Raw genomic sequence first — 19,853 nt, 5'->3', positions numbered from 1 at the left:
CCTTTTATTTATACAACGATTTTTAAACTATGCTGAAAAAATATACACTCCTGATACTGCTGCTTACCGGCTGGCTGCAGGTCTATGCCCAGGACGCCTACCAGGTATCCGGCGGCATTTATGATTCGCTGGACCGCGAGCCGCTGGCCGGCGCTACCATTACGGTAAAAGGCACTACTACCGGTACAACCACGGATGCCGGCGGTCATTTTTCCTTAACGACAAATGCCAAAATTCCCTTTGTACTACTCGTTACCTACCTGGGGTACAGCAGCCAGGAGTTTACGATTGCCGATCGCAGCCCGGGCACGCTTTCGCTGTCCTTAAACCCACAGCAGTTCATCAGCCAACAGGTAGTAGTTACTGCTTCGCGCCGGCCCGAGAGCTTTATGAAATCGCCGGTAACGATCGAAAAACTCGATATCAAAGCCATTAAAGAAAGCCCGGCGCCCACCTTCTTCGATGCACTGGAAAGCCTGAAAGGCGTACAGATGACCACCCTGAGCCTGATGTATAAAGTACCCAATACGCGTGGCTTTAGCGGCACCACCAATTCCCGCTTCCTGCAAATGGTCGATGGCGTAGATAATATCTCCCCGGGCATAGGCGCACCGGTAGCCAATGCAATTGGCCCCAGCGATCTCGATATCGAAAGCGTAGAACTTATACCCGGTGCAGCTTCGGCGCTCTACGGGCTGAACGCGGTAAACGGCATCTCCAATATGAAAACCCGGTCGCCTTTCGACTACCCCGGACTTAGCGTAGCACAAAAAACGGGGGTCAACCATATCAACGATCCGCTGCAACCCGCAAGGTTATTTACGGAAACCTCCGTACGTTACGCGCGGGTCTTCAAAAACAGGTTTGCGTTTAAGATAAATGCTGACTATGCACAGGGTTATGACGGTATCGCCAACAACCTGCGCGATCAGAATCCCGATGCCAATACTTCGGTAAACCTTACCGGCAGCGACAACCCGGGCAGCGACCTGATTAATGTATACGGCGACGAGGGCAGCAACCGAAAGACCCTGACCCTGAACGGCAAAAACTATAGCGTAAGCCGCACGGGTTATGCAGAAAAAGACCTGGCTGATTATCATCTGCGCAATCTTAAAGCGGATCTCGGCCTGTATTATAAATTCGACGGGGACAAACAGATCAGTTATACCTACCGCATAGGCCGTGTAAGCAATTTGTACCAGCGGGGCAACCGTATACAGCTTGATGGTCTGCAGATCCAGCAACATAACCTGGAATTCAAAGGCGACCGATTTTTTGTACGGGCTTATTATACCCGCGAAAACACCGGCAACTCCTACAACCTTCGTCCGCTGGGTGAGAATATAGACAAAGCCTTTAAGAACAATGATACCTGGTTTAACGACTACAAAACCGGCTACCTGAGTGCGATCGCAGGCGGGCAGAACGATGCAGCCGCACAGCATGCTGCACGCGCATTTGCCGACCAGGGCCGTTACCAACCGGGTACCGCCGCCTTCGAGCAGAAAAAACAGGAACTGATCAAAATCAATAACTGGGACCAGGGCGCAGCGCTGATCATGAATACGGCCTTTGCACACCTCGAAGGACAATACGACTTTTCGACCTATACGCCAGGCTTCCAGACCCTGGCGGGATTCAACTACCGCAATTATTTTATCGAACCCGATGGCAACAGTTATGTCAACCCCGCCTCTTACCTGGATGTGAGCCGTACCAATACCCAATTCAACTACTACAGCTATGGTGGTTTTGTACAGGTCACCAAACTGCTGTTTGCCGAAAAGCTAAAGTTGATAGGTTCGCTGCGGGCCGACAAGGTACAGTATTACAGTCCCAAACTCAACCCCAGGATAGCCGCCGTATACACCTTTGCCGGCGATCATAATGTACGCATCTCTTACCAGAACGGTTTCCGCTTCCCCACCCTGTTCGAGAGCTTTTCTTATGTAGACAATGGCGGTATTAAAAGGCTCGGCGGCCTGAAAGTAATGTCGGAGTACTTTGGCGTGATTGAAAACTCCTGGCTGCGCAGCTCCCAGGATGCCTTTATCAAAGCGGTCAATACCGATGTCAACAAAAACGGGCTGAGCCAGGACGCCGCCATATTAAAGAACAAAGACCTCCTGGTAAAAAGTAATTACGGGTACATCAAACCCGAACAGATCAACTCCTTTGAAGCAGGCTACAAAGGCAGTTTCCTGGGTGGCCGCCTGTTTGTAGATGCCGACTATTACTTCAATATCTACAAAGACTTTATCGGGCAGGTGGAGCTTACCCGGCCCAATAACGGAACCATCGGTGCGAACGACAGTACCATTTATGCAGCCTACGATAAAAGCCAGTCGAAGATCTACCGGATGTGGACCAACTCGACCAGTATCGTAAGCAACCAGGGCGCCAGCCTGGGTATCAGTTATGCGGTCTATCGTAAATACCAGGTTTCGGGTAATGCCGCTTTTGCCACCCTGGTCAAGGTTTCGGAGGCCGATGCCCTGATTCCTGCGTTCAATACCCCCAAATGGATGGTCAACCTTTCGGTGGGCAACAACGAAGTATTTAAAAACGCCGGCTTCAACCTGAGCTGGCGCTGGCAAAGTGCATTCGACTGGCAAAGCCCGCTGGCCAATGGCACTATACCGGCCTATGCCACAGCCGGTGCACAGTTCAGCTACCGGGTGCCCCAGCTCAGCACCTCTATTAAGCTGGGCGCCACCAACCTGTTCAACAAAAGATATTACCAGTATGAAGGCGGCCCGGTAATTGACGGCTTCTACTATGTGACCCTTGTATACGATCCAAATTTCAAAAAGAAATGAGCCGAAGTCCTGATATGCAAACAATACAGCCGGCGCCTGCCGTACAGGGCAATACCCTGTTCCCTGTATTCCTGAAACTGCAGCAATTGCGCCTGCTGATCGTTGGCGGCGGAGCGGTAGCCCTCGAAAAACTGCAGGCCGTATTACAACAGTCGCCTGCTACCGAGATTACCCTGGTAGCCCGCACGATCAATACCGAGATCAGGGCGCTGGCCGCAACACAAGACCTGTTGCAGTTGCAGGAGAAGGCCTACGAACCGGCCGATCTGCGTTTTGCCGATCTTGTTATCGTAGCGGTAGACGATCCGGCTACGAGTGCGGCAATCTGTTGCGATGCCCGTTCGGCGGGTATCCTGGTCAATGTGGCCGACCAGCCGGACCTCTGCGATTTTTACCTGGGTTCTATCGTCCATAAAGGCAGCCTGAAGATCGCGATATCCACCAACGGGCAATCGCCCACGGTGGCTAAACGTATGAAGGAAGTGCTGCAGGAATCGTTGCCCGACGAAATGGAACCGCTGCTGCAGCATATGCACCAGTTGCGGCACCGGATCAAAGGCGACTTTTCGGAAAAAGTAAGACGCCTGAACCGGCTAACCGGCAGCCTGGTACAGCGCAACAACAACGACTTTGGCAGGGAGAAGCGCCAATGGAAACGCGTGGCCTACGGGTTCTTTTTTGCCTTTGTCTTTCTCTTTGCCGGTACCCTGCTCGGATCCTATATTTCGATCAGCGATATCGGTGCGGGCATTGTACACTACGGCAGTCAACTGGACCGGCAGTTTTACTGGATGCTGCTGGCCGGTTTCCTGGCGCAGATGGTAGACGGCGCACTGGGTATGGGTTATGGCGTTACCTGTACTTCGGTGCTGCTGTCTGCCGGGGTGCCTTTGCCTGCGATCAGCAGCAGTATCCATACCGCCGAAATGTTTTCCAGTGGCGCATCGGGCTTCAGTCACTACAAGTTTGGTAATGTCAATAAAAAACTGTTCCGGCTCATCCTTGTGCCCGGCGTACTGGGCGCTGTAGCAGGCGCGGGTTTGCTTACCTGGCTGGGACAGCAATATGCCTCCGTTATCCGGCCTTTGCTGGCGGTGTATACCCTGCTGCTCGGTATACGCATCTTACGCAATGCTTTTAAAAAGAATATCGGCGCCCGGAAAAAGCTGAAACATGTGGGCTGGCTGGCCGGCGCTGGTGGCTTTCTCGACTCCTTTGGCGGCGGTGGCTGGGGACCACTGGTAACCAGCACACTCATAGCTAAAGGCAGAACACCACGTTATGTGATCGGTACGGTAAGTCTCAGCGAGTTTTTCGTGACGCTGGCCAGCGCCCTCGCCTTCTTTTCCTTTATCGGCATCAGCCATTGGCAAATTATCCTGGGACTGGTGATCGGCGGCCTTACTGCGGCGCCCTTTGCCGCCCGGCTGGCGGGTAAGCTGCCTTTAAAGACCATGTTCCTCAGCGTGGGTTTCCTGATCATTATATGGAGCCTGAATATCCTAATCCGGGTACTGGTATCCTGACAATAATGGTGCAGTTGTTTTACTTCTTTTTCTACCTGCACCACGACGGGTTGCTGCTGCCATGGCAACCCGTCTTTTAATTTTGAGTATCGGGTAGTGAGTCGCGAGTATTGAGATGTTAGATATTAGAGGTTAGAGGGTTAATTGTCATCCTGAGCATCGCGAAGGATCTCATCAGTTAGCTGGCTTTATTAGCGTGTGAAGCATCGGGTACCAAGAGGACCGCTGTCATCCTGAGCACCGCGAAGGATCTCATCAGTTAGCTGGCTTCATTAGCGGGTAAAGCATCGGGTACCAGGAGGACCGCTGTCATCCTGAGCATCGCGAAGGATCTCATCAGTTAACTGGCTTCATTACCGTGTAAAGCATCAAGTACCAGGAGGGCCGTTGTCATCCTGAGCACAGCGAAGGATCTCATCCCCTAGCTGGCTTTGCTAGCGTGTAAAGCATCAAGTACCAGGAGAACCGCTGTCATCCTGAGCGTAGCGAAGGATCTCATCAAGTAAGCCGGCTTTACCAGCGTATAAAGCATCGGGTACCAGGAGGAAGCCTGTCATCCTGAGCGCAGCGAAGGATCTCATCAAGTAAGCTGGCTTCACTAGCGTGTAAAGCATCAAGTACCGAGCGGAATGCTGTCATCCTGAGCGAAGCGAAGGATCTCATCAGTAAACTGGCCGTATTAGCGTGTAAAGCATCAAGTACCGAGCGGAATGCTGTCATCCTGAGCGCAGCGAAGGATCTCATCAAGTAAGCTGGCTTCATTAGCGTGTAAAGCATCGGGTACCAGGAGGATCGCTGTCATCCTGAGCCTAGCGAAGGATCTCACCAGTTAGCTGGCTTTATTAGCGTGTAAAGCATCGCGTACCAGGAGGACCGCTGTCATCCTGAGCGCAGCGAAGGATCTCATCAGTTAGCCGGCTTCACTAGCGTGTAAAGCATCGGGTACCAAGAGGACCGTTGTCATCCTGAGCGCAGCGAAGGATCTCATCAGTAAGCTGGCTTTATTAGCGTGTGAAGCATCGGGTACCAAGAAGACCGCTGTCAACCTGAGCATCGTGAAGGATCTCATCAGTTAGCCGGCTTCATTAGCGTGTAAAGCATCAAGTACCAGGAGGACTGCTGTCATCCTGAGCGCAGCGAAGGATCTCACCGGTTAGCCGGCTTTATTGGAAACACACTTTTTTCAAAAAAATTCATCCCGCAAAACAGCACTGCCATACTGTTGTCAGTACACATTCGTTACTTTGTCTCATCATAACACAGCCGGATAAGCGAACTCTTCGCAACAAACATTGTTGTCTTATCGCTGTACCTTTATTTTAAAACCTTCTTTATGATCGAGCAACAAAACCCAATCGCCACCGGCGCAACCACTTCCCTGGCATCCCTGATGCAGAGCTATGCCCACTATAACCTCTGGGCCAATACCACCCTGGTCAACTGGCTGCGCAGCAAGGACCCGGCAACCATCGAACAGGAAGTCGCGTCCAGCTTTCCTTCCATTAAGCTGACCATCGTACACATCTGGCAGGTACAACGCTACTGGCTGACTATATTGAGTAAAGAAGAGTTTGTACCCGTAGATTTTAAAGGAGACGCAGAGAAAGCCTTTACTACCCTGCTCGAGCATTCGGAGACCCTGGCGCGTTATATCAGCGAAATGACTGCCGAGGATATTTCAGATAAGACCCTTGTGGTGAGTCCCTGGTTCGAATGTAATTTCGAGAACTTCGAATACATTATGCAGATCATGAACCACAGTACCTACCACAGGGGCCAGATCGTAACTATAGGCCGCAACCTGGGCTTTACCGATGCTCCCATGACCGACTACAACTACTATAAGATATACGGCGCCGGCGTTTCCACTAATTAGGCGCGTCTTTATTTTCTGTGCAAGGCAATACCTACCCGGTATTGCCTTTCTGTATATTCTCCCCCTCCAACCGGTTATTTGCCGGCGCATGGCTTATCTTTGCCGGCAATACAGTAGCCATTTATGTCTGACAACACCATAGCCGCCCTGTCTGCGCAACAACAGGACGAAAACTATATCCGCGAAGCCCGCAAAACCTCCAATGCCGCTATCAGCAAGCTCGACGTGGCCGGCGTAGCCCAATACTGGATGGATAATATCGTAGTGATATCCGGCGAAGGCGGGCAATATGCCGGTAAGAAACTGCTGATGAAAGTGTGGAAAGAGATGTTTGCCGCGCAGGCCGTTATTTTCGAACGGCTGCCTTCGGAGATCAGGATCGGCGAAGGGGGTATACTGGCCTGGGAGCAGGGCATATGGCGCTGTACCAACGATCCTATGCACGGTAACTATGCTGCCATGTGGCGCAAGATAAACGGCAAGTGGATGACCCAGTCGGAGTTATTCGTTGCCCTGGACTAAAGACGCTTACAAGAGCGTTGGGAAACAAAAAAACAGGAACCATGAGTTTTTTACAGGTATCGGGAATCGGGAAAGCAGAAGGGCCCACATTTGCACTGAAAGACATCAGCTTTGAACAGGAACAGTTTAAACACCTTGCCATCGCGGGCGAGACGGGCTCCGGCAAAAGCACCCTGCTGAAGATCATCGGCGGTATCATCTCGCCGGAAACCGGCGCCGTATACTTCGAAGGCACAAGGGTAAAAAAAGTGCCGGAAGAAAAACTGATTCCGGGCCACCCGGGCATTGCCTACCTGTCGCAACACTTCGAGCTGCGTAATCATTACCGTATGGAAGAGCTGCTCGGGTATGCTAATATACTGGGTGAAGAAGCCGCAAGACGCATCTGCGAGATCTGCCAGGTAGACCACCTGCTGCAACGCAAAAGCAATGAGCTTTCGGGCGGCGAAAAACAACGCATGGCACTGGCCCGGCTGCTGGTATCCTCGCCCCGCCTGCTATTGCTCGACGAACCCTTTTCCAACCTGGATATGATCCATAAGAACCAACTGAAAACCGTGCTCAGGGATATCGGGCACGAACTGGGCATCAGTACGCTTATGGTATCGCATGATCCGCTCGACATTCTCTCCTGGGCCGAAGAGATCCTGGTGCTGCGTGATGGGCTATTGCATCATCGCGGCGCATCGCGCGATGTGTACCGCCACTCGCCCGATGCCTATGTGGCAGGGCTGTTCGGCGTTTGTTATCCTGTAGATGCCACCTGGATCAGGCTGTTCCCGGCACTGGGCGCCCTGCCCGAACCGGCAGCACATTTCTTACGTCCCGAAGATTTTATTATTACCACGGCCAATAAAGATACAACAGCAACAGTAACGCATACCGCTTTCTGCGGCAGCTACCTCGAAGTGAGCGCAAGCCTGCCCGGTGGTTACCCGGTTATGCTCCGGACGATGAATTTCCGGATCAAAAGAGGCGATGCGATCAGCCTTTCCCTGCGCCCCGACTTCTTTAAAAACTAAGCCTGTCCCGCATTACGGGACAGGCTCAGTACTGCATTTCACTATTTTTATTTTTTAACCCACCATTGTGTCTCCGGGTAGATACTATCCAGGATTACCTGTTCGCCGATCAGCGGGGTAACTACTTTCATCTTCAAGGCACCGGCCTTTTTCAATACCCTCTGTATCGACTCGTCCCAGGGATGCGTAGCCAGGGCAAACTTGGCCCAATGCACCGGGAACAATACCTTGGCGCCCAGGTCCACTGCAGCCTGCGCCGTTTCTTCGGGCATCATGTGTATGTTGGACCAATAGGCATTGTACTGCCCGTTTTCGAGTATGGCCAGGTCGAAGGGGCCAAACTTACGGCCGATCTCGGCAAAGTGACGGTCGTACCCCGAGTCGCCGCCCAGGTAGATCCGGTACGCTCCTGTTTCCAACACGAAAGAAGACCATAAGGTGCCATTGCGTTTAAAGCCCCTGCCGGAAAAGTGCCGGGCCGGGGTTGCGGTAAAACGGCTGTTATCGCTTACCGGCGCTGATTCCCACCAATCCAGTTCTTTGATCTTTTCGGCGGGTACCCCCCAGTACTCCAGGTGCGCGCCTACGCCCAGCGAAGTTACAAAGGTCCCTACCCGGTCTTTGAGTTGTAATACGGTCTGATAGTCGAGGTGGTCGTAATGATCGTGGGTAATAAGTAACACGTCGATACGCGGCATATCGGCAGCCTTGTAAATGTCCGTGCCCGGGAAAGCCTTGGTACCGGCATAACTTACCGGTGATGTACGGCCGCTGAAAACCGGGTCTACCAGGATGTTCAGCCCGTTGACCTGCAAAAGGTACGAGGAGTGCCCGAACCAGGTAAGCTCCGGCTTAAGCGAGGGCTGCTGTTGCAGATCGCGCCTGATCGCGGGCAATGCAGCGTCGGGCGCTTTACGGTCATGCTTCCCGAAAAAGAAGTCTTTCATTACCGTAAAGTAGGATGCGCCGCCGGTCAATGCAGGTGTTTCGGATTGGTTCTGGAAGGCGCCATCGCGGTATTGCGGCGACTTTTTCATCCGCTCGAGCCTGGCGCCGGAAGGCGCTTTGCCAAATGAGGCCTGCTGCATAAATAAAATAGTGGCCAGTACGAGGACTGCCACTATTGTACATAAAATGATCATAGTTCGTTTGAGTATTTTCTTTAAACGCATAGTTTTTGATCTTCCTTTCATCGTGCTTTGTTCCCAACTATACCCTACTCATTTATTTTACTTGTTGATGGCTGCAATGCCCGGCAGTTCCTTGCCTTCGAAGAACTCCAGCATAGCGCCGCCGCCGGTAGATACATAACTTACCTTATCGGCCATACCGAATTTGTTAACCGCTGCAACGCTGTCGCCACCGCCTACCAGGCTGTACGCACCATTTTTCGTGGCTTCGCAAACGGCTTCAGCTATAGCTTTGGTACCGGCCTGGAATTTTTCCATTTCGAATACGCCCATAGGACCGTTCCAGAGTATCGTTTTGGAAGCTTTGATTACTTCGCTGAATGCTGCAATCGCTTTCTCACCGATATCCAGGCCCATCAGCCCGTCAGGAATAGCTGTATTGTCGGCAATACCGGTATTGGCATCAGGCGCAAATTTATCAGCTGTGACGCTATCGGCAGGCAGGTGTATGTTTACGCCTTTAGCCGCTGCTTTGGTCAGCAGTTCGCGGGCCATCTCCAGCCTGTCGTCTTCGCACAGCGAGTTGCCGATGTGGCCACCATTCGCTTTAAAGAAAGTATAGGCCATACCTCCACCGATAATGATATCGGTAGCTTTTTCCAGCAGGTTCTCGATGATCATGATCTTGTCGGAAACCTTGGCCCCGCCAATGATAGCGGTAAAAGGCTTTTCAGCGGTATGCATTACTTTTTCGGCAGCCAGTACTTCACCTTCCATCAGCAGGCCAAACATTTTATGATCCCGGTCGAAATAATCGGCGATCACAGCTGTGGAAGCGTGCGCGCGGTGGGCCGTACCAAAGGCATCGTTTACATAAACGGAACCCATCCCGGACAGTTGTTTGGCAAATGTAGCATCACCTTTCTCTTCTTCTTTATGATAACGCAGGTTTTCCAACAATAAAACCTGGCCGGGTTGTAAAGCGGCCGCTTTAGCCTGTGCATCTTCGCTGATGCAATCGTCGGCAAACTGCACCGGTACGCCCAGCAGCGCAGACAGGTGATCTACGATACGGCCCAGGGAAAAGTCGGCCAGGGTAAGCTCGGGCTTCTTGGCCATATCCTTGATGGGGCGGCCCCAGTGGCTCATCAGCACTACGCTGCCGCCATCCTGCAACACTTTCTTAATGGTTGGTAATGCTGCTTTAATACGGGTATCGTCTGTAATTTTACCTTCTTTAATCGGTACATTGAAATCGACCCGGATCAAAGCTTTTTCGCCTTTAAAATTGTGTACGCTGAATGTGCTCATATGTTTTTTTAAAATTTAGGGTAGTTTTTGGGTTGCAAAAGTAGGAAAAGCTGGCGATCAAACGACCGGATTCCGCCGGATCGGGGCGGAAGATTGTTAAAAATGAGCACTTTCGCACAAATTGTGAAAAGCTCACCACGAAAACAGGCAGAAACTTTATCATCTTTAGGTATAAAATGAGTAATGTCATGGTGATAAAAATTATAAGTAGCCTCCTGATCCTTTTCGCGGTATATATGGGGGTAAAACAAGGCACCGCAATGGTTTCCGGCAAACCCGCCATGCTCGGGCTCTTTGGCAAATGGGGCATCGGCGATACGGGGGTGATGCTGCTGGGCCTCTGTACCCTTGCCGGGGCACTGCTTACGGTGTTTACCAAAACCTTTGTCTACGGTAATTTTATAACCGCGGCAGGCATCCTGCTCATCATGGCCTTCCACCTGTCGGACCGTAACCTGAAAGGCGTAGCGACCGAACTGCCCTTCCTGCTTTTATCATTACTGATCATTTACCTGCGTCATCCTTTTCCTGATCTTTTTAAAACGACCCCATGAAACCAGCTAGGACCTTAGTCTATTGCCTGCTGCTGGTTAACGGCGCCTGCGCCAAGGGCCAGTCTGCTACAACTGCCACTCCCATACATCTCCCACAAAAAACAACAACGATGATCACTGCATCCTTAAAACATCCTGTAGTAAAACAAGCTATCGACGCTTTGCAAGCCGGCGACCTCAAGGCCTGGAATGCCTTATTCAGCAAAGGGGCCAGCCTTTGGGACGATGGCAGGAAGATCGATCTGGGCCATTTTTCGCAGGAGGCGCTCGGACACGAACGGTTTACCGCTATCGACAAGGTAGCGCGCGAAGGACTCGATATCTATGGTCGCTTCCATTCCGACCGTTGGGGCGATTTTAAAACCTATTTCAAATTTTATATCGACGACGCAGGTAAGATCGAAAAACTGGAAATCGGGCAGGCCAGTTACTAACCCGCATATGGGAGGTACAATAATACATGGGCTATAACGAGCGGCGTTTTTGCGCAGCTGCCTTCCACTTTCGAAGACAAGATTACTTATGATATACCCACACATCGGTACCGGTTCCGTACCGATGTGAACGGAGCCATTTGTAATATCGGTTACCAGGGTAAACCGGAATAAAAAGTGCATCGCGACACCTGCATGCACCGTGTGATGGGTCATACAGGCTTTAAGGGACATCAGCAATTTTACATTACGGCAACAGAATTAACAGCAATCTATAGCTGTGGTTCCTGATTTATGCTTATTTTCCCGGATCATTGCTAAAAAGCCGTTTTATGTCCAATATCAACCTCATCATCGAAGAGCGGCCGCGTAATATCGGCAACTTTATGGTAGGTCGCCTGCTGCCTTTCCAGAGCAAACGCATGGTAGGGCCGTTTATTTTTATCGACCATATGGGCCCTGCAAAAATGACTGCGGAGGAAAACATGGATGTGCCGCCCCACCCGCATATCGGGCTGTCGACGCTTACCTACCTTTTCGAAGGCAGTGTAATGCACAAAGACAGTCTGGGTACCGAAATAGAGATCAAACCCGGCCAGGTAAACTGGATGACGGCCGGCAAAGGTATCGTACACTCCGAACGGACACCCGAATACCAGCGTCATGGCGAGAAGAGCCTGCATGGCCTGCAGATCTGGGTGGCATTGCCCAAAGAGCTGGAAGAAATGGAATGTTCCTTTTACCATGCCGATGAAGAGGAGCTGCCCCACTGGACAGAAAACCAGATTGCCTTTAAACTGGTGGCCGGCGCCTTCGCCGGCAAAACCTCGCCCGTACCGGTACACAGCCCGCTTTACTTTATAGAACTGAAATCGGAGATCGCCCAACAGGTAAGCCTTGGCGATCACCTCTACGGCGAATCGGGTTTGTATATACTCGAAGGCGCGGTAAATGCCGAAGGCGAACGCTTTGGCCCGCGGCAATTGCTGGTGGCCAAAGACAGCAAACTCTGCACCTTTGAAATGGAAGCCGGTACCACCGTGTATATATTCGGCGGCGAGCCCCTGCCCGAAGACCGCCTGATCTACTGGAACTTTGTAGCGACCGATCATGAACATATAGACCATGCCAAAGCCATGTGGCAGGCACAGGCCTTTGAGCCGGTACCCGGCGAAACCGATTTTGTACCCCTTCCTCCCGAACCCTCAAACCTCCGGATTAAATAGATGGCACATATTACCGCTCAAATAGGCAAACAGCTTTATAAAACAGAAATAAGAACCGCTACCAACCTGCTGATCTCGGATGAACCCGTGTCTGCAGGCGGCGAAGACCTTGGCTTTTCGCCGGAAGAACTGCTGGCCGCCTCGCTTGGCGCCTGTACCAGCGCTACCCTGCGTATGTATGCCGACCGCAAAGGCTGGACGGAACTCGGCGAAATAAAAGTGGATGTAGATTTTAAAAGAGATGTACAAGCCAATATATCGTATATAACCCGTACCATAACCCTCGAAGGTGAACTCAGCGAGGATCAGCGTTCGCGCCTGCTGACCATTGCCGGCAAGTGCCCCATGCATCTTACGCTGATGCACCCGATCGAGATCACGACTACGCTGCAGGCTTAACCGCCATGACATAAATGTAGTACCTGCTGCAGCTTGTACCGAACCTATACCCGGTTATTTTGTTATATAGCTATACTTCACTTCTTTACTCAAAAAGCTATCTATGAATAACTGGTTAAAAACATTGCTGGCAGGCGCTGCGGCCTGGAAATGGGGAGGCGGGTGCCTGGGAACGATCCTCGTATTTGTACTGGTATACTGGTTACTGGGCCATAGCGGTTGTTAAGCCAGGCGATCAATTGATTGTTCCCAAAGATGAAAAGCAGATTTTTCCATCGCACTTAACTTATACCATCCTGACGAGCGAGCAGCAAGCAGGATGGTTATTGCTGCAATAAATCCTCCGGGTCAGGCACGCTAGCCGGAGCCAGGCGAAAACCAGGATGGACGGCCAGCCCAAACGCTTACCCACAGCGGTTTTGGCTGATTAATTTTGGCAGAGAAATCTATATCAGCTCTCTTCTTCCTGTTGATTGATATCCGGGTTCATCACCGTATTGGGAATATCCAGGTCTTCGCCGGTATCGAAATAATTTTCAGCCACAGAGTTTTCATTAAGTACATCGCCGTCTTCATCGACCTGGTCCAGCAAATCCGCAACCTGCGTTTCGTCGCTGGAATAGTCAAATTCCGTACGTTCCAGCAGTTGCAACTCTTCCGGGCTGACATTGGAGTTGGCATCGGCAACCAGGTCCTCCTGCGGCTCTTCGGGTACACGGCGTTCTATTTCAGCGCCTTTAGGAAAGCCCCGCGGCATGCGATAATCCTCTTCCTCGTCGGCAGGGATACGTTCCATATCGTTATCAGTCAGGTATACCGTTTTACGGTTCACTTTGTCGCCGCGGCCATCCTGTAACTGATCGTCAGATGGTTTGCTGTCTTTTTTCATACACTCCTTTTTTGTACTGCCTATAAAACACGCGAAGCCCCCGAAATGTTGACGTTTTTATACGGTAATATTCCGGCACGGTACAGGCAATCTACCCGGTATAAAAAAGCCGGGCGACTAACGCGTGGCACGGTTTATCTTTTCCAGGAAGGATTTGCGGTAGGTTTCAGAAACCGGGATCACCGTCTGCCCGATACGGATGCGGTCGCCCTCGATGGTTTCGATCTTATCCAGTGCCACCATATACGATTTGTGCACACGGCAGATCAGGTGCGGCGGCAGCTCCTGCTCCAGCTGGCCGAAGGTTTGCAGGGTCATGATCTTTTTATGCAGGGTATGGATGCGGCGGTAATCCCGTACGCCTTCTATAAAACAGATATCGCTGATCAACACCTTTTCAAGACGGTACTCCGTTTTGATAAAAATAAAATGCGGCGTTGCAACCGGCCGCTGCACCTGCAATGCATCCGCCGCTTTTTCCACCGCCTGGCTGAAGCGTTCGAACGTAAAGGGCTTAAGCAGGTAATCGGTTACATTGAGTTCATATCCTTTAAGGGCGTACTCATGATAGGCCGTGGTAATGATCACTTTACTGCTGAAGTCCGCGATCTCCAGGAACTGGATGCCGGAAAGCGTTCCCAGGTTGATATCCAGGAAGATCAGGTCGGTTTTGTTCGATTTAAGATAAACGAGTGCATCTACGGCATTGTCGAACACGGCCTGCAGACTGAGGTGCGGCAGGCGGGGTATATACCCTTTGATACGCTCCTGCGCCAGGGGTTCATCTTCTATAATAATACAGCTAATGTTCATGCGGATGCAATATAAGCGTAACGGTATACTGGTCGTCTGTTTTGTGTACCGTAAGCCGATGACGGCCGGGGTAAAGCAAGTCCAGTCGTTTTTCGATCAGGCCATTGCCCAGGCCACCGGGTTCGGTAGGAGATTGCCTGGCTACAGCCGTTTCGTTTTTACAGACAAATATAATCTTATCTTGCTTTAGCTCCAGCTCAATAGCAATACCACAGCCCGTTTTACGGGGTACGGCATGTTTAAAGGCATTTTCGATAAAAGGAATAAACAGCATCGGGGGCACCAGCAGACCCGGCGCCCGGCCCTGTACCCGGAACCGGATATAGTCGGGATTGGCTGTACGGATCTTTTGCAGGTCGATGTATTTTTCGATATAAGCCAGTTCCTCTTCCAAAGGTATCAGTTCGGTTTTGGTTTCGTAAAGCATAAAACGCATGATATCCGAAAGCTTGTTGAGATACGCCGAGGCCCTGGCGGCATCGATACCAATCAGCACGTCGATATTGTTGATGGTATTAAAGAGGAAATGCGGGCTCAGCTGCGATTTGACCAATGCCAGTTCTACTTCGAAGTTTTTACGGTTCAGCTCTTCCTTTACCCGTATATCGCCATAGGATGTAACAAAACCTTTGATAACAAGCCCTATAATACCGTTGAGCAGGGCTCCGAAAGCAATCACCACGATCACTTCGATATAGGCCCGTAAAGTACCCGCAAAAGGGTACCGGAGATGCCGCATCAAAAGGGCCATATAAAAGACGCCACCTACAGCGGTACCCAGTACCGTAAGCACGCCGCCCAGCAAAAATGCGATAACCCTGCGCCGTATAAAAAAACGGTTGAACAGGAAGGTGTAGAACATATAAAAAGAAACGATACCGGGCAGCACGGCAAAGCCGGACATCACCATCATCCAGTTCCGGAAAACAACCGGGTTCCAGGCCAGGGGTTTGGTATTATTGATCGCGGGCCGGAGTAAGGTAAAAATAAAGGCCAGCAACAGGAGAAAAATAATCCAGTAGCCCAGGTGTAAAAACAGGATGACAGCTTTCTTCATACTTATAGTTTGGTGATCGGTACGTCTCTATTACAATCATTTTACCCGGAGCAATACCTTCCTCTGATCGTTTTTCTGCGCAGTAATACCCTCCACTTCCGAAGTACTATTAAATTTATAGACAGCGCCAAAATCCTCTGCAAGATAAAATGCCTGGTCGGAAATAAAGTTCATGTACATTGGTCCGCCCCCGGCATTCATCGTGAGGTTATTGCCCGAACGGCTTATGGCAACCTGGCTGCCGTCTTCTTCGATGTAAGCACCTGCATACCGGTCCATTTGTTCAGGACTTAAAGTTACCGGGACTGTCTTTTCCATTTTGCCCAGGTCCTGGGTGGCCGTCTTACGGCTGATGCCCTTTATTTGTCCGTCTTTATCGGCATACAACTCTTTCTCCGATTCCGATTCGAGATTGAAAAAACGGTTCGAAGCACTGAAATATACCTTCATAACCTGGTCGCCTGCCTTGTACCAAAGTTCTTTATTTTCCAGGAATAAACGAACTACCGTCGTGCCCTGCAGGTAATCGCCGGTATACTGTTGCAGGAGGGACAGTGAGGGGCGTACCGTATCCCTGACAACCGGTGTAACCTGCGGCATGCCTTCCCAGCGGTACACACGGGCAACACTTCTGATCACTTCCTGGATCAGTCCGTCGTTATCCGAATTAATGAGTACCACTACCCCATTGCCACCTTCGAAGCTGCCGGTATAGTTACCCCTGAAACCCTGGTTGCCTGCGCTATGCGTAAAATATTTATGCCCATCCCGGTTCTCGATAAACACGCCGAGCCCGATCGCTGAATCAATCGTCCCGCTGAGCATGCGTTTCGTCATTGCGGCCGACAGTACTTTGTTCGATTGTCCTTTTAGTGACAACTGCGTTTCGATCATAAACGTTGCCAGGTCGGCAGCGGTGGTCCAGAGTCCGCCCGCGGCCTGTTCCAGGAGTATTGGATATTTGCCGCGCATCGTATTGCCGGAGGCGTCATAACCCGTAGCCAGTAAGGATTGCAGCTTTGCAGGAGGAGGCTGTGTAAAAAAACTGTGGTTCATGCCCAGGGGCTTCAATATAGCCTTTTGCATATAGGCATCGTAAGCCTGTCCTGTTATATCGGCGATCATCTGCTGGGTGATCATGGTACCGCCACCGGAATATTGAAAGGCTGTGCCAGGTGGCATTATGGATGCTACTTTCCTTGTCTTGGCGGGCGGCTGACCGTTCAATATATCCCGTAGCGTCGGCAGACTGTCGCCTGGAAAATAGCCGGGGAAGCCGTGCACATTTAACCCAGCGGTATGGCTCAGGAGTTGTGCCGTGGTTATCTTCCTGCCTGCCGATACGGAATCATAGGAAAAAGTCCAGGAACGCAGGTAGGTATTGATGTCGGTATCCAGGTCCAGCTTACCTTCCTGTGCCAACCGGAGTACGCCCAGGGCGTTTAATGACTTGCTGATGGAGCCCGGTTCAAACCGGGTATTCCCTGTAACCGGCCTTCGCTCCAGTTCGTCTGCCCAGCCATAATTTTTTGTCCATACGATCTTGTAATCATGCACCACGGCTATGCTTAGCCCTTTTATCTTATAATAGGCCATCCTTTCGGGCATGGTGCGTGGCGGCAAACCGGCTACGGCAAACTTTACAAAGCCGGTTTGCTCTTCTACTTGTTTTATCTGTTGCTCTACAGCCGGGCTGTAATGGGTCTTTTCGACGGGGATCCGGTCAGGAGCCTGCGCTATAACCCTTACAGGGCCTGCAATAGCAGCGATCAGGGCAATGGTATAGACAGTTTTTGGCTTCATTGTATAATGAGGATTGGGATTAAAGATATCAGGATTTATCTCTTTTAAAATAGTATAATAAAAAACTTATGGTCGTAATGGCGGGGAAATAAACCAGGGCCAGCGCAAAAATATTTATGCCCGCGGTATTGGCTTTAGGCTGGGTCAGCAAACCCGTATAACTGTAAGGACTGATCCAGGCATAAGACCAGTTCTGTACCAGGATCAGCGACCCGATCCACAACAGTAAGCCCAGTCCCAGCGGGACAAGAAAGTTGCGAAAACGCAGGCTGAACAGGTATTGTAAGGCGATGACCGGTAGGCATACGATAAAAATATGCAGGTTGGCGCGGAGTAGCGCCACTACGGGTACAGGATCGCGTGGTAAACGATGTTCGAATAGTAACACCGGTAATAGAGCAGCCAGTAGCATACCGGCATTAAAGAAAATAAAGAACTTAAACACCATCAGCAACAGTACCGCCAGCTTGGTACTGAAAGTATGCAACCAGGTACGCGGTAAGGTGTGCACCAGCTTCCAGCTGTTGTTACGGTATTCGACCTGGGTAATAAGGCTGGTAACGAGAATGATGCCCATAGGCAGGAGCGCGATGACCAGGAATTCGCGCAGGTGTACAAAGTAAACCAGCCAGCTGTTAACCGGTCCTGAAAAATTATCAATGGTTTTATGGTCTTTCAGGAAACCGATAAAACTCATGAGCGGCAGGAAAAAACCGCCGACCAGGCACAGCCAGGAAGCCGCACTCCTTTTGGTTTTCAGCCATTCGATACGGATGCCATTAATGAACTGCATGAGGTGTATTTAAGAGGTCTATAAAAACAGATTCGAGATCATTGTTGCGTGTAGCGATCTGGCTTACTTCCAGCCCGGCATGTACCAGGCGACTGTTAAGCCCGGCGATAAGGTCGGGGTCTGCAGCCGGCCACAGGATATGGTTTTCGCCAATCTTGACGGGAATACCGGAGGCTGCAGCAATTCCTGCGGCCTTTACCGGGTCGTTGACCGTAATTTCGGTAAGCCGCTCGAAAGGCCCGGCCTGTAAGTCTTTCAGGGGCCCCTGGTAACGCATGCTGCCTTTGTTGATGATACCGATATGGGTAACCAGCTTTTCAACCTCTGCCAACATATGGCTCGACACCAGGATGGTCATATCCCTTTCTTCGTTGAGTTTTTTTAGGAGCTCCCGCATCTCGATAATCCCCTGCGGGTCGAGACCATTCGTGGGTTCATCCAGGATAAGTAACGAAGGACGGTGTAGTAAAGTCATACCGATGGCCAGGCGTTGCTTCATGCCCAGTGAAAAATGGCCGGTACGTTTACCTTCGGCATCTGTAAGCCCGACAAGCTGTAATACCTCCTGAATACGGCTTTCCGGGCATTGATATACCCGGCGCATCAGCTGCAGGTGTTCCCGGGCGGTAAGATTGGGGTAAAGCGATGGCGATTCGATCAGTGCGCCGATACCGCGCAACAGGGCTACCCGGTTGCCGTCGAAGGGCCTGTTTTTGATCCGGATATTACCCTGTTGTTTTTTGAGTAATCCCAACAACAATTTAATGGTCGTTGTTTTACCGGCGCCATTTGGGCCGAGGAAACCGTAAATGGAGGCATAGGGCACCTGCAGGTTAATGTCCTGGAGAATGGTCGCTCCCGAAGTACGGTAATTCAGGCCGGAGGTTTCTATAACGTGGTACATAGGTCCTGTGCCATTGTTTGTATACCTGGCAACAGAACAAAAGTAGCACCAGGCCTACAGCCCGCGAAACGCGATTGGTGACGGGCCAGTATTTGTCTGCAAAAGCGGGAAAAGGTTCTGCAAAGAGAGATGTGAGTATTGAGTATTGAGATATTAGATGTTAGATATTAGAAGTTAGATGAAGGTCATCCTGCTAATCTGATGTCATCCTGAGCCTCGCGAAGGATCTTAATGGAGGGAGGAGAAGGTGCAAAAATGAGCAGTAGTCTATCAGGGAAGACGATCGTCATCCTGAGCAACGCGAAGGATCTTACCGGAGGGAGGAGAAAGTGCAAAAATGAGCGGTAGTCTATGGGGGAAGACGCTTGTCATCCTGAGCCTCGCGAAGGATCTTACCGGCGGGAGGAGAAAGTAAAAAAATGAGCGGTAGTCTATCAGGGAAGACGCTTGTCATCCTGAGCCTCGCAAAGGATCTTACCGGAGGGAGGGGAAAGTAAAAAAATGAGCGGTAGTATATCAGGGAAGACGCTTGTCATCCTGAGCCACGCGAAGGATCTTAACGGAGGGAGAGGAACTGCAAATAAGCGATAAGTACAACTCGCGCAACATGCGCCCTTTGACAAAGCCTGCTTACTGATGTCATCCTTCGCTGCGCTTAGCATGATCCGTAAACGCTTGCTACTTTTCTTCAAACACTCCTGGTCTTGCTACCTGATACTTGATACCTGCTACTCCGATTGTCATCCTGAGCGCAGCGAAGGATCTTAACGGA

Annotated in this window: 18 protein-coding genes and 1 pseudogene; 11 read left to right on the top strand and 8 right to left on the bottom strand. The window is 50.9% G+C overall.

Going from position 1 to position 19,853, the window contains the following annotated elements; all coding sequences use genetic code 11:
• Window positions 1-29: 29 nt before the first annotated feature.
• From B0I18_RS24550 to B0I18_RS25550, 6 genes and pseudogenes are all read left to right on the top strand, one after another.
• Window positions 30-2,822, top strand: coding sequence for a TonB-dependent receptor (locus B0I18_RS24550; RefSeq protein WP_106525427.1), 2,793 nt, complete (start codon window positions 30-32; stop codon window positions 2,820-2,822).
• Window positions 2,819-4,348: a TSUP family transporter gene (locus tag B0I18_RS24545; protein ID WP_245882156.1), complete on the top strand. Its 1,530-nt coding sequence runs from the start codon at window positions 2,819-2,821 to the stop codon at window positions 4,346-4,348. Before B0I18_RS24550 ends, B0I18_RS24545 begins: the two co-directional genes overlap by 4 nt.
• A 1,333-nt stretch (window positions 4,349-5,681) precedes the next feature.
• A complete protein-coding gene (locus tag B0I18_RS24540) occupies window positions 5,682-6,224 on the top strand; it encodes a DinB family protein (protein WP_106525425.1) in 543 nt (180 codons plus the stop codon).
• 123 nt (window positions 6,225-6,347) lie between these two features.
• Window positions 6,348-6,746, top strand: coding sequence for a YybH family protein (locus B0I18_RS24535; protein ID WP_106525424.1), 399 nt, complete (start codon window positions 6,348-6,350; stop codon window positions 6,744-6,746).
• 41 nt (window positions 6,747-6,787) lie between these two features.
• A pseudogene (locus B0I18_RS25555) lies at window positions 6,788-7,277 on the top strand (ATP-binding cassette domain-containing protein); the annotation flags it as partial.
• Window positions 7,277-7,768 (top strand): TOBE domain-containing protein, encoded by a 492-nt coding sequence (locus tag B0I18_RS25550; RefSeq protein ID WP_425444934.1) that lies wholly within the window; start codon window positions 7,277-7,279, stop codon window positions 7,766-7,768. The pseudogene B0I18_RS25555 and the gene B0I18_RS25550, both read left to right, overlap by 1 nt.
• Before the next feature lie 47 nt (window positions 7,769-7,815).
• Here the strand turns inward: B0I18_RS25550 and B0I18_RS24525 are convergent, their stop codons facing one another.
• Together B0I18_RS24525 and B0I18_RS24520 are read right to left on the bottom strand one after the other, a co-directional pair.
• The gene (locus B0I18_RS24525) at window positions 7,816-8,910 is read right to left on the bottom strand and encodes an MBL fold metallo-hydrolase (protein WP_245882155.1); all 1,095 of its coding nucleotides are present in this window, start codon (window positions 8,908-8,910) and stop codon (window positions 7,816-7,818) included.
• 87 nt (window positions 8,911-8,997) lie between these two features.
• Window positions 8,998-10,209 (bottom strand): phosphoglycerate kinase, encoded by a 1,212-nt coding sequence (locus B0I18_RS24520; RefSeq protein ID WP_106525421.1) that lies wholly within the window; start codon window positions 10,207-10,209, stop codon window positions 8,998-9,000.
• A gap of 188 nt (window positions 10,210-10,397) precedes the next feature.
• Here B0I18_RS24520 and B0I18_RS24515 point away from each other — a divergent pair, with 188 nt between their 5' ends.
• The 5 genes from B0I18_RS24515 (at window position 10,398) to B0I18_RS25455 (ending at window position 13,048) form a co-directional block, all read left to right on the top strand.
• A complete protein-coding gene (locus tag B0I18_RS24515; protein ID WP_106525420.1) occupies window positions 10,398-10,763 on the top strand; it encodes a hypothetical protein in 366 nt (121 codons plus the stop codon).
• Complete coding sequence (locus B0I18_RS24510; protein ID WP_219906046.1) at window positions 10,760-11,197, top strand: hypothetical protein; 438 nt, start codon at window positions 10,760-10,762, stop codon at window positions 11,195-11,197. The genes B0I18_RS24515 and B0I18_RS24510 overlap by 4 nt, the downstream gene beginning before the upstream one ends.
• Window positions 11,198-11,529: 332 nt before the next feature.
• On the top strand, window positions 11,530-12,423 hold the full coding sequence (locus B0I18_RS24505) for a pirin family protein (protein ID WP_106525418.1): 894 nt from the start codon (window positions 11,530-11,532) through the stop codon (window positions 12,421-12,423).
• Window positions 12,424-12,822, top strand: a complete 399-nt coding sequence (locus B0I18_RS24500) for an OsmC family protein (protein WP_106525417.1) — start codon at window positions 12,424-12,426, stop codon at window positions 12,820-12,822. It abuts the gene before it with no gap.
• Between the two features lie 103 nt (window positions 12,823-12,925).
• Complete coding sequence (locus tag B0I18_RS25455; RefSeq protein WP_281258016.1) at window positions 12,926-13,048, top strand: hypothetical protein; 123 nt, start codon at window positions 12,926-12,928, stop codon at window positions 13,046-13,048.
• Between the two features lie 225 nt (window positions 13,049-13,273).
• Here B0I18_RS25455 and B0I18_RS24495 read toward each other — a convergent pair whose 3' ends face one another.
• The 6 genes from B0I18_RS24495 to B0I18_RS24470 form a co-directional block, all read right to left on the bottom strand.
• Window positions 13,274-13,711, bottom strand: a complete 438-nt coding sequence (locus tag B0I18_RS24495; RefSeq protein ID WP_106525416.1) for a hypothetical protein — start codon at window positions 13,709-13,711, stop codon at window positions 13,274-13,276.
• Window positions 13,712-13,828: 117 nt separating this feature from the next.
• On the bottom strand, window positions 13,829-14,524 hold the full coding sequence (locus B0I18_RS24490) for a LytR/AlgR family response regulator transcription factor (protein ID WP_106525415.1): 696 nt from the start codon (window positions 14,522-14,524) through the stop codon (window positions 13,829-13,831).
• Window positions 14,514-15,581: a sensor histidine kinase gene (locus B0I18_RS24485; protein ID WP_106525414.1), complete on the bottom strand. Its 1,068-nt coding sequence runs from the start codon at window positions 15,579-15,581 to the stop codon at window positions 14,514-14,516. Before B0I18_RS24485 ends, B0I18_RS24490 begins: the two co-directional genes overlap by 11 nt.
• Before the next feature lie 36 nt (window positions 15,582-15,617).
• Window positions 15,618-17,384: a serine hydrolase domain-containing protein gene (locus B0I18_RS24480; RefSeq protein ID WP_106525413.1), complete on the bottom strand. Its 1,767-nt coding sequence runs from the start codon at window positions 17,382-17,384 to the stop codon at window positions 15,618-15,620.
• Window positions 17,385-17,412: 28 nt separating this feature from the next.
• Window positions 17,413-18,177, bottom strand: coding sequence for an ABC transporter permease (locus B0I18_RS24475; RefSeq protein WP_106525412.1), 765 nt, complete (start codon window positions 18,175-18,177; stop codon window positions 17,413-17,415).
• A complete protein-coding gene (locus B0I18_RS24470; protein WP_106525411.1) occupies window positions 18,164-19,081 on the bottom strand; it encodes an ABC transporter ATP-binding protein in 918 nt (305 codons plus the stop codon). The genes B0I18_RS24475 and B0I18_RS24470 overlap by 14 nt, the downstream gene beginning before the upstream one ends.
• Between the last annotated feature and the right edge of the window lie 772 nt (window positions 19,082-19,853).

Origin of the sequence: Taibaiella chishuiensis, from assembly GCF_003014535.1 — a bacterium.
In the GTDB taxonomy this organism is placed as follows: domain Bacteria; phylum Bacteroidota; class Bacteroidia; order Chitinophagales; family Chitinophagaceae; genus Taibaiella; species Taibaiella chishuiensis.
Note: the sequence above shows the minus strand (reverse complement) of the source record. Positions and strands in the feature narration are given on the sequence as shown.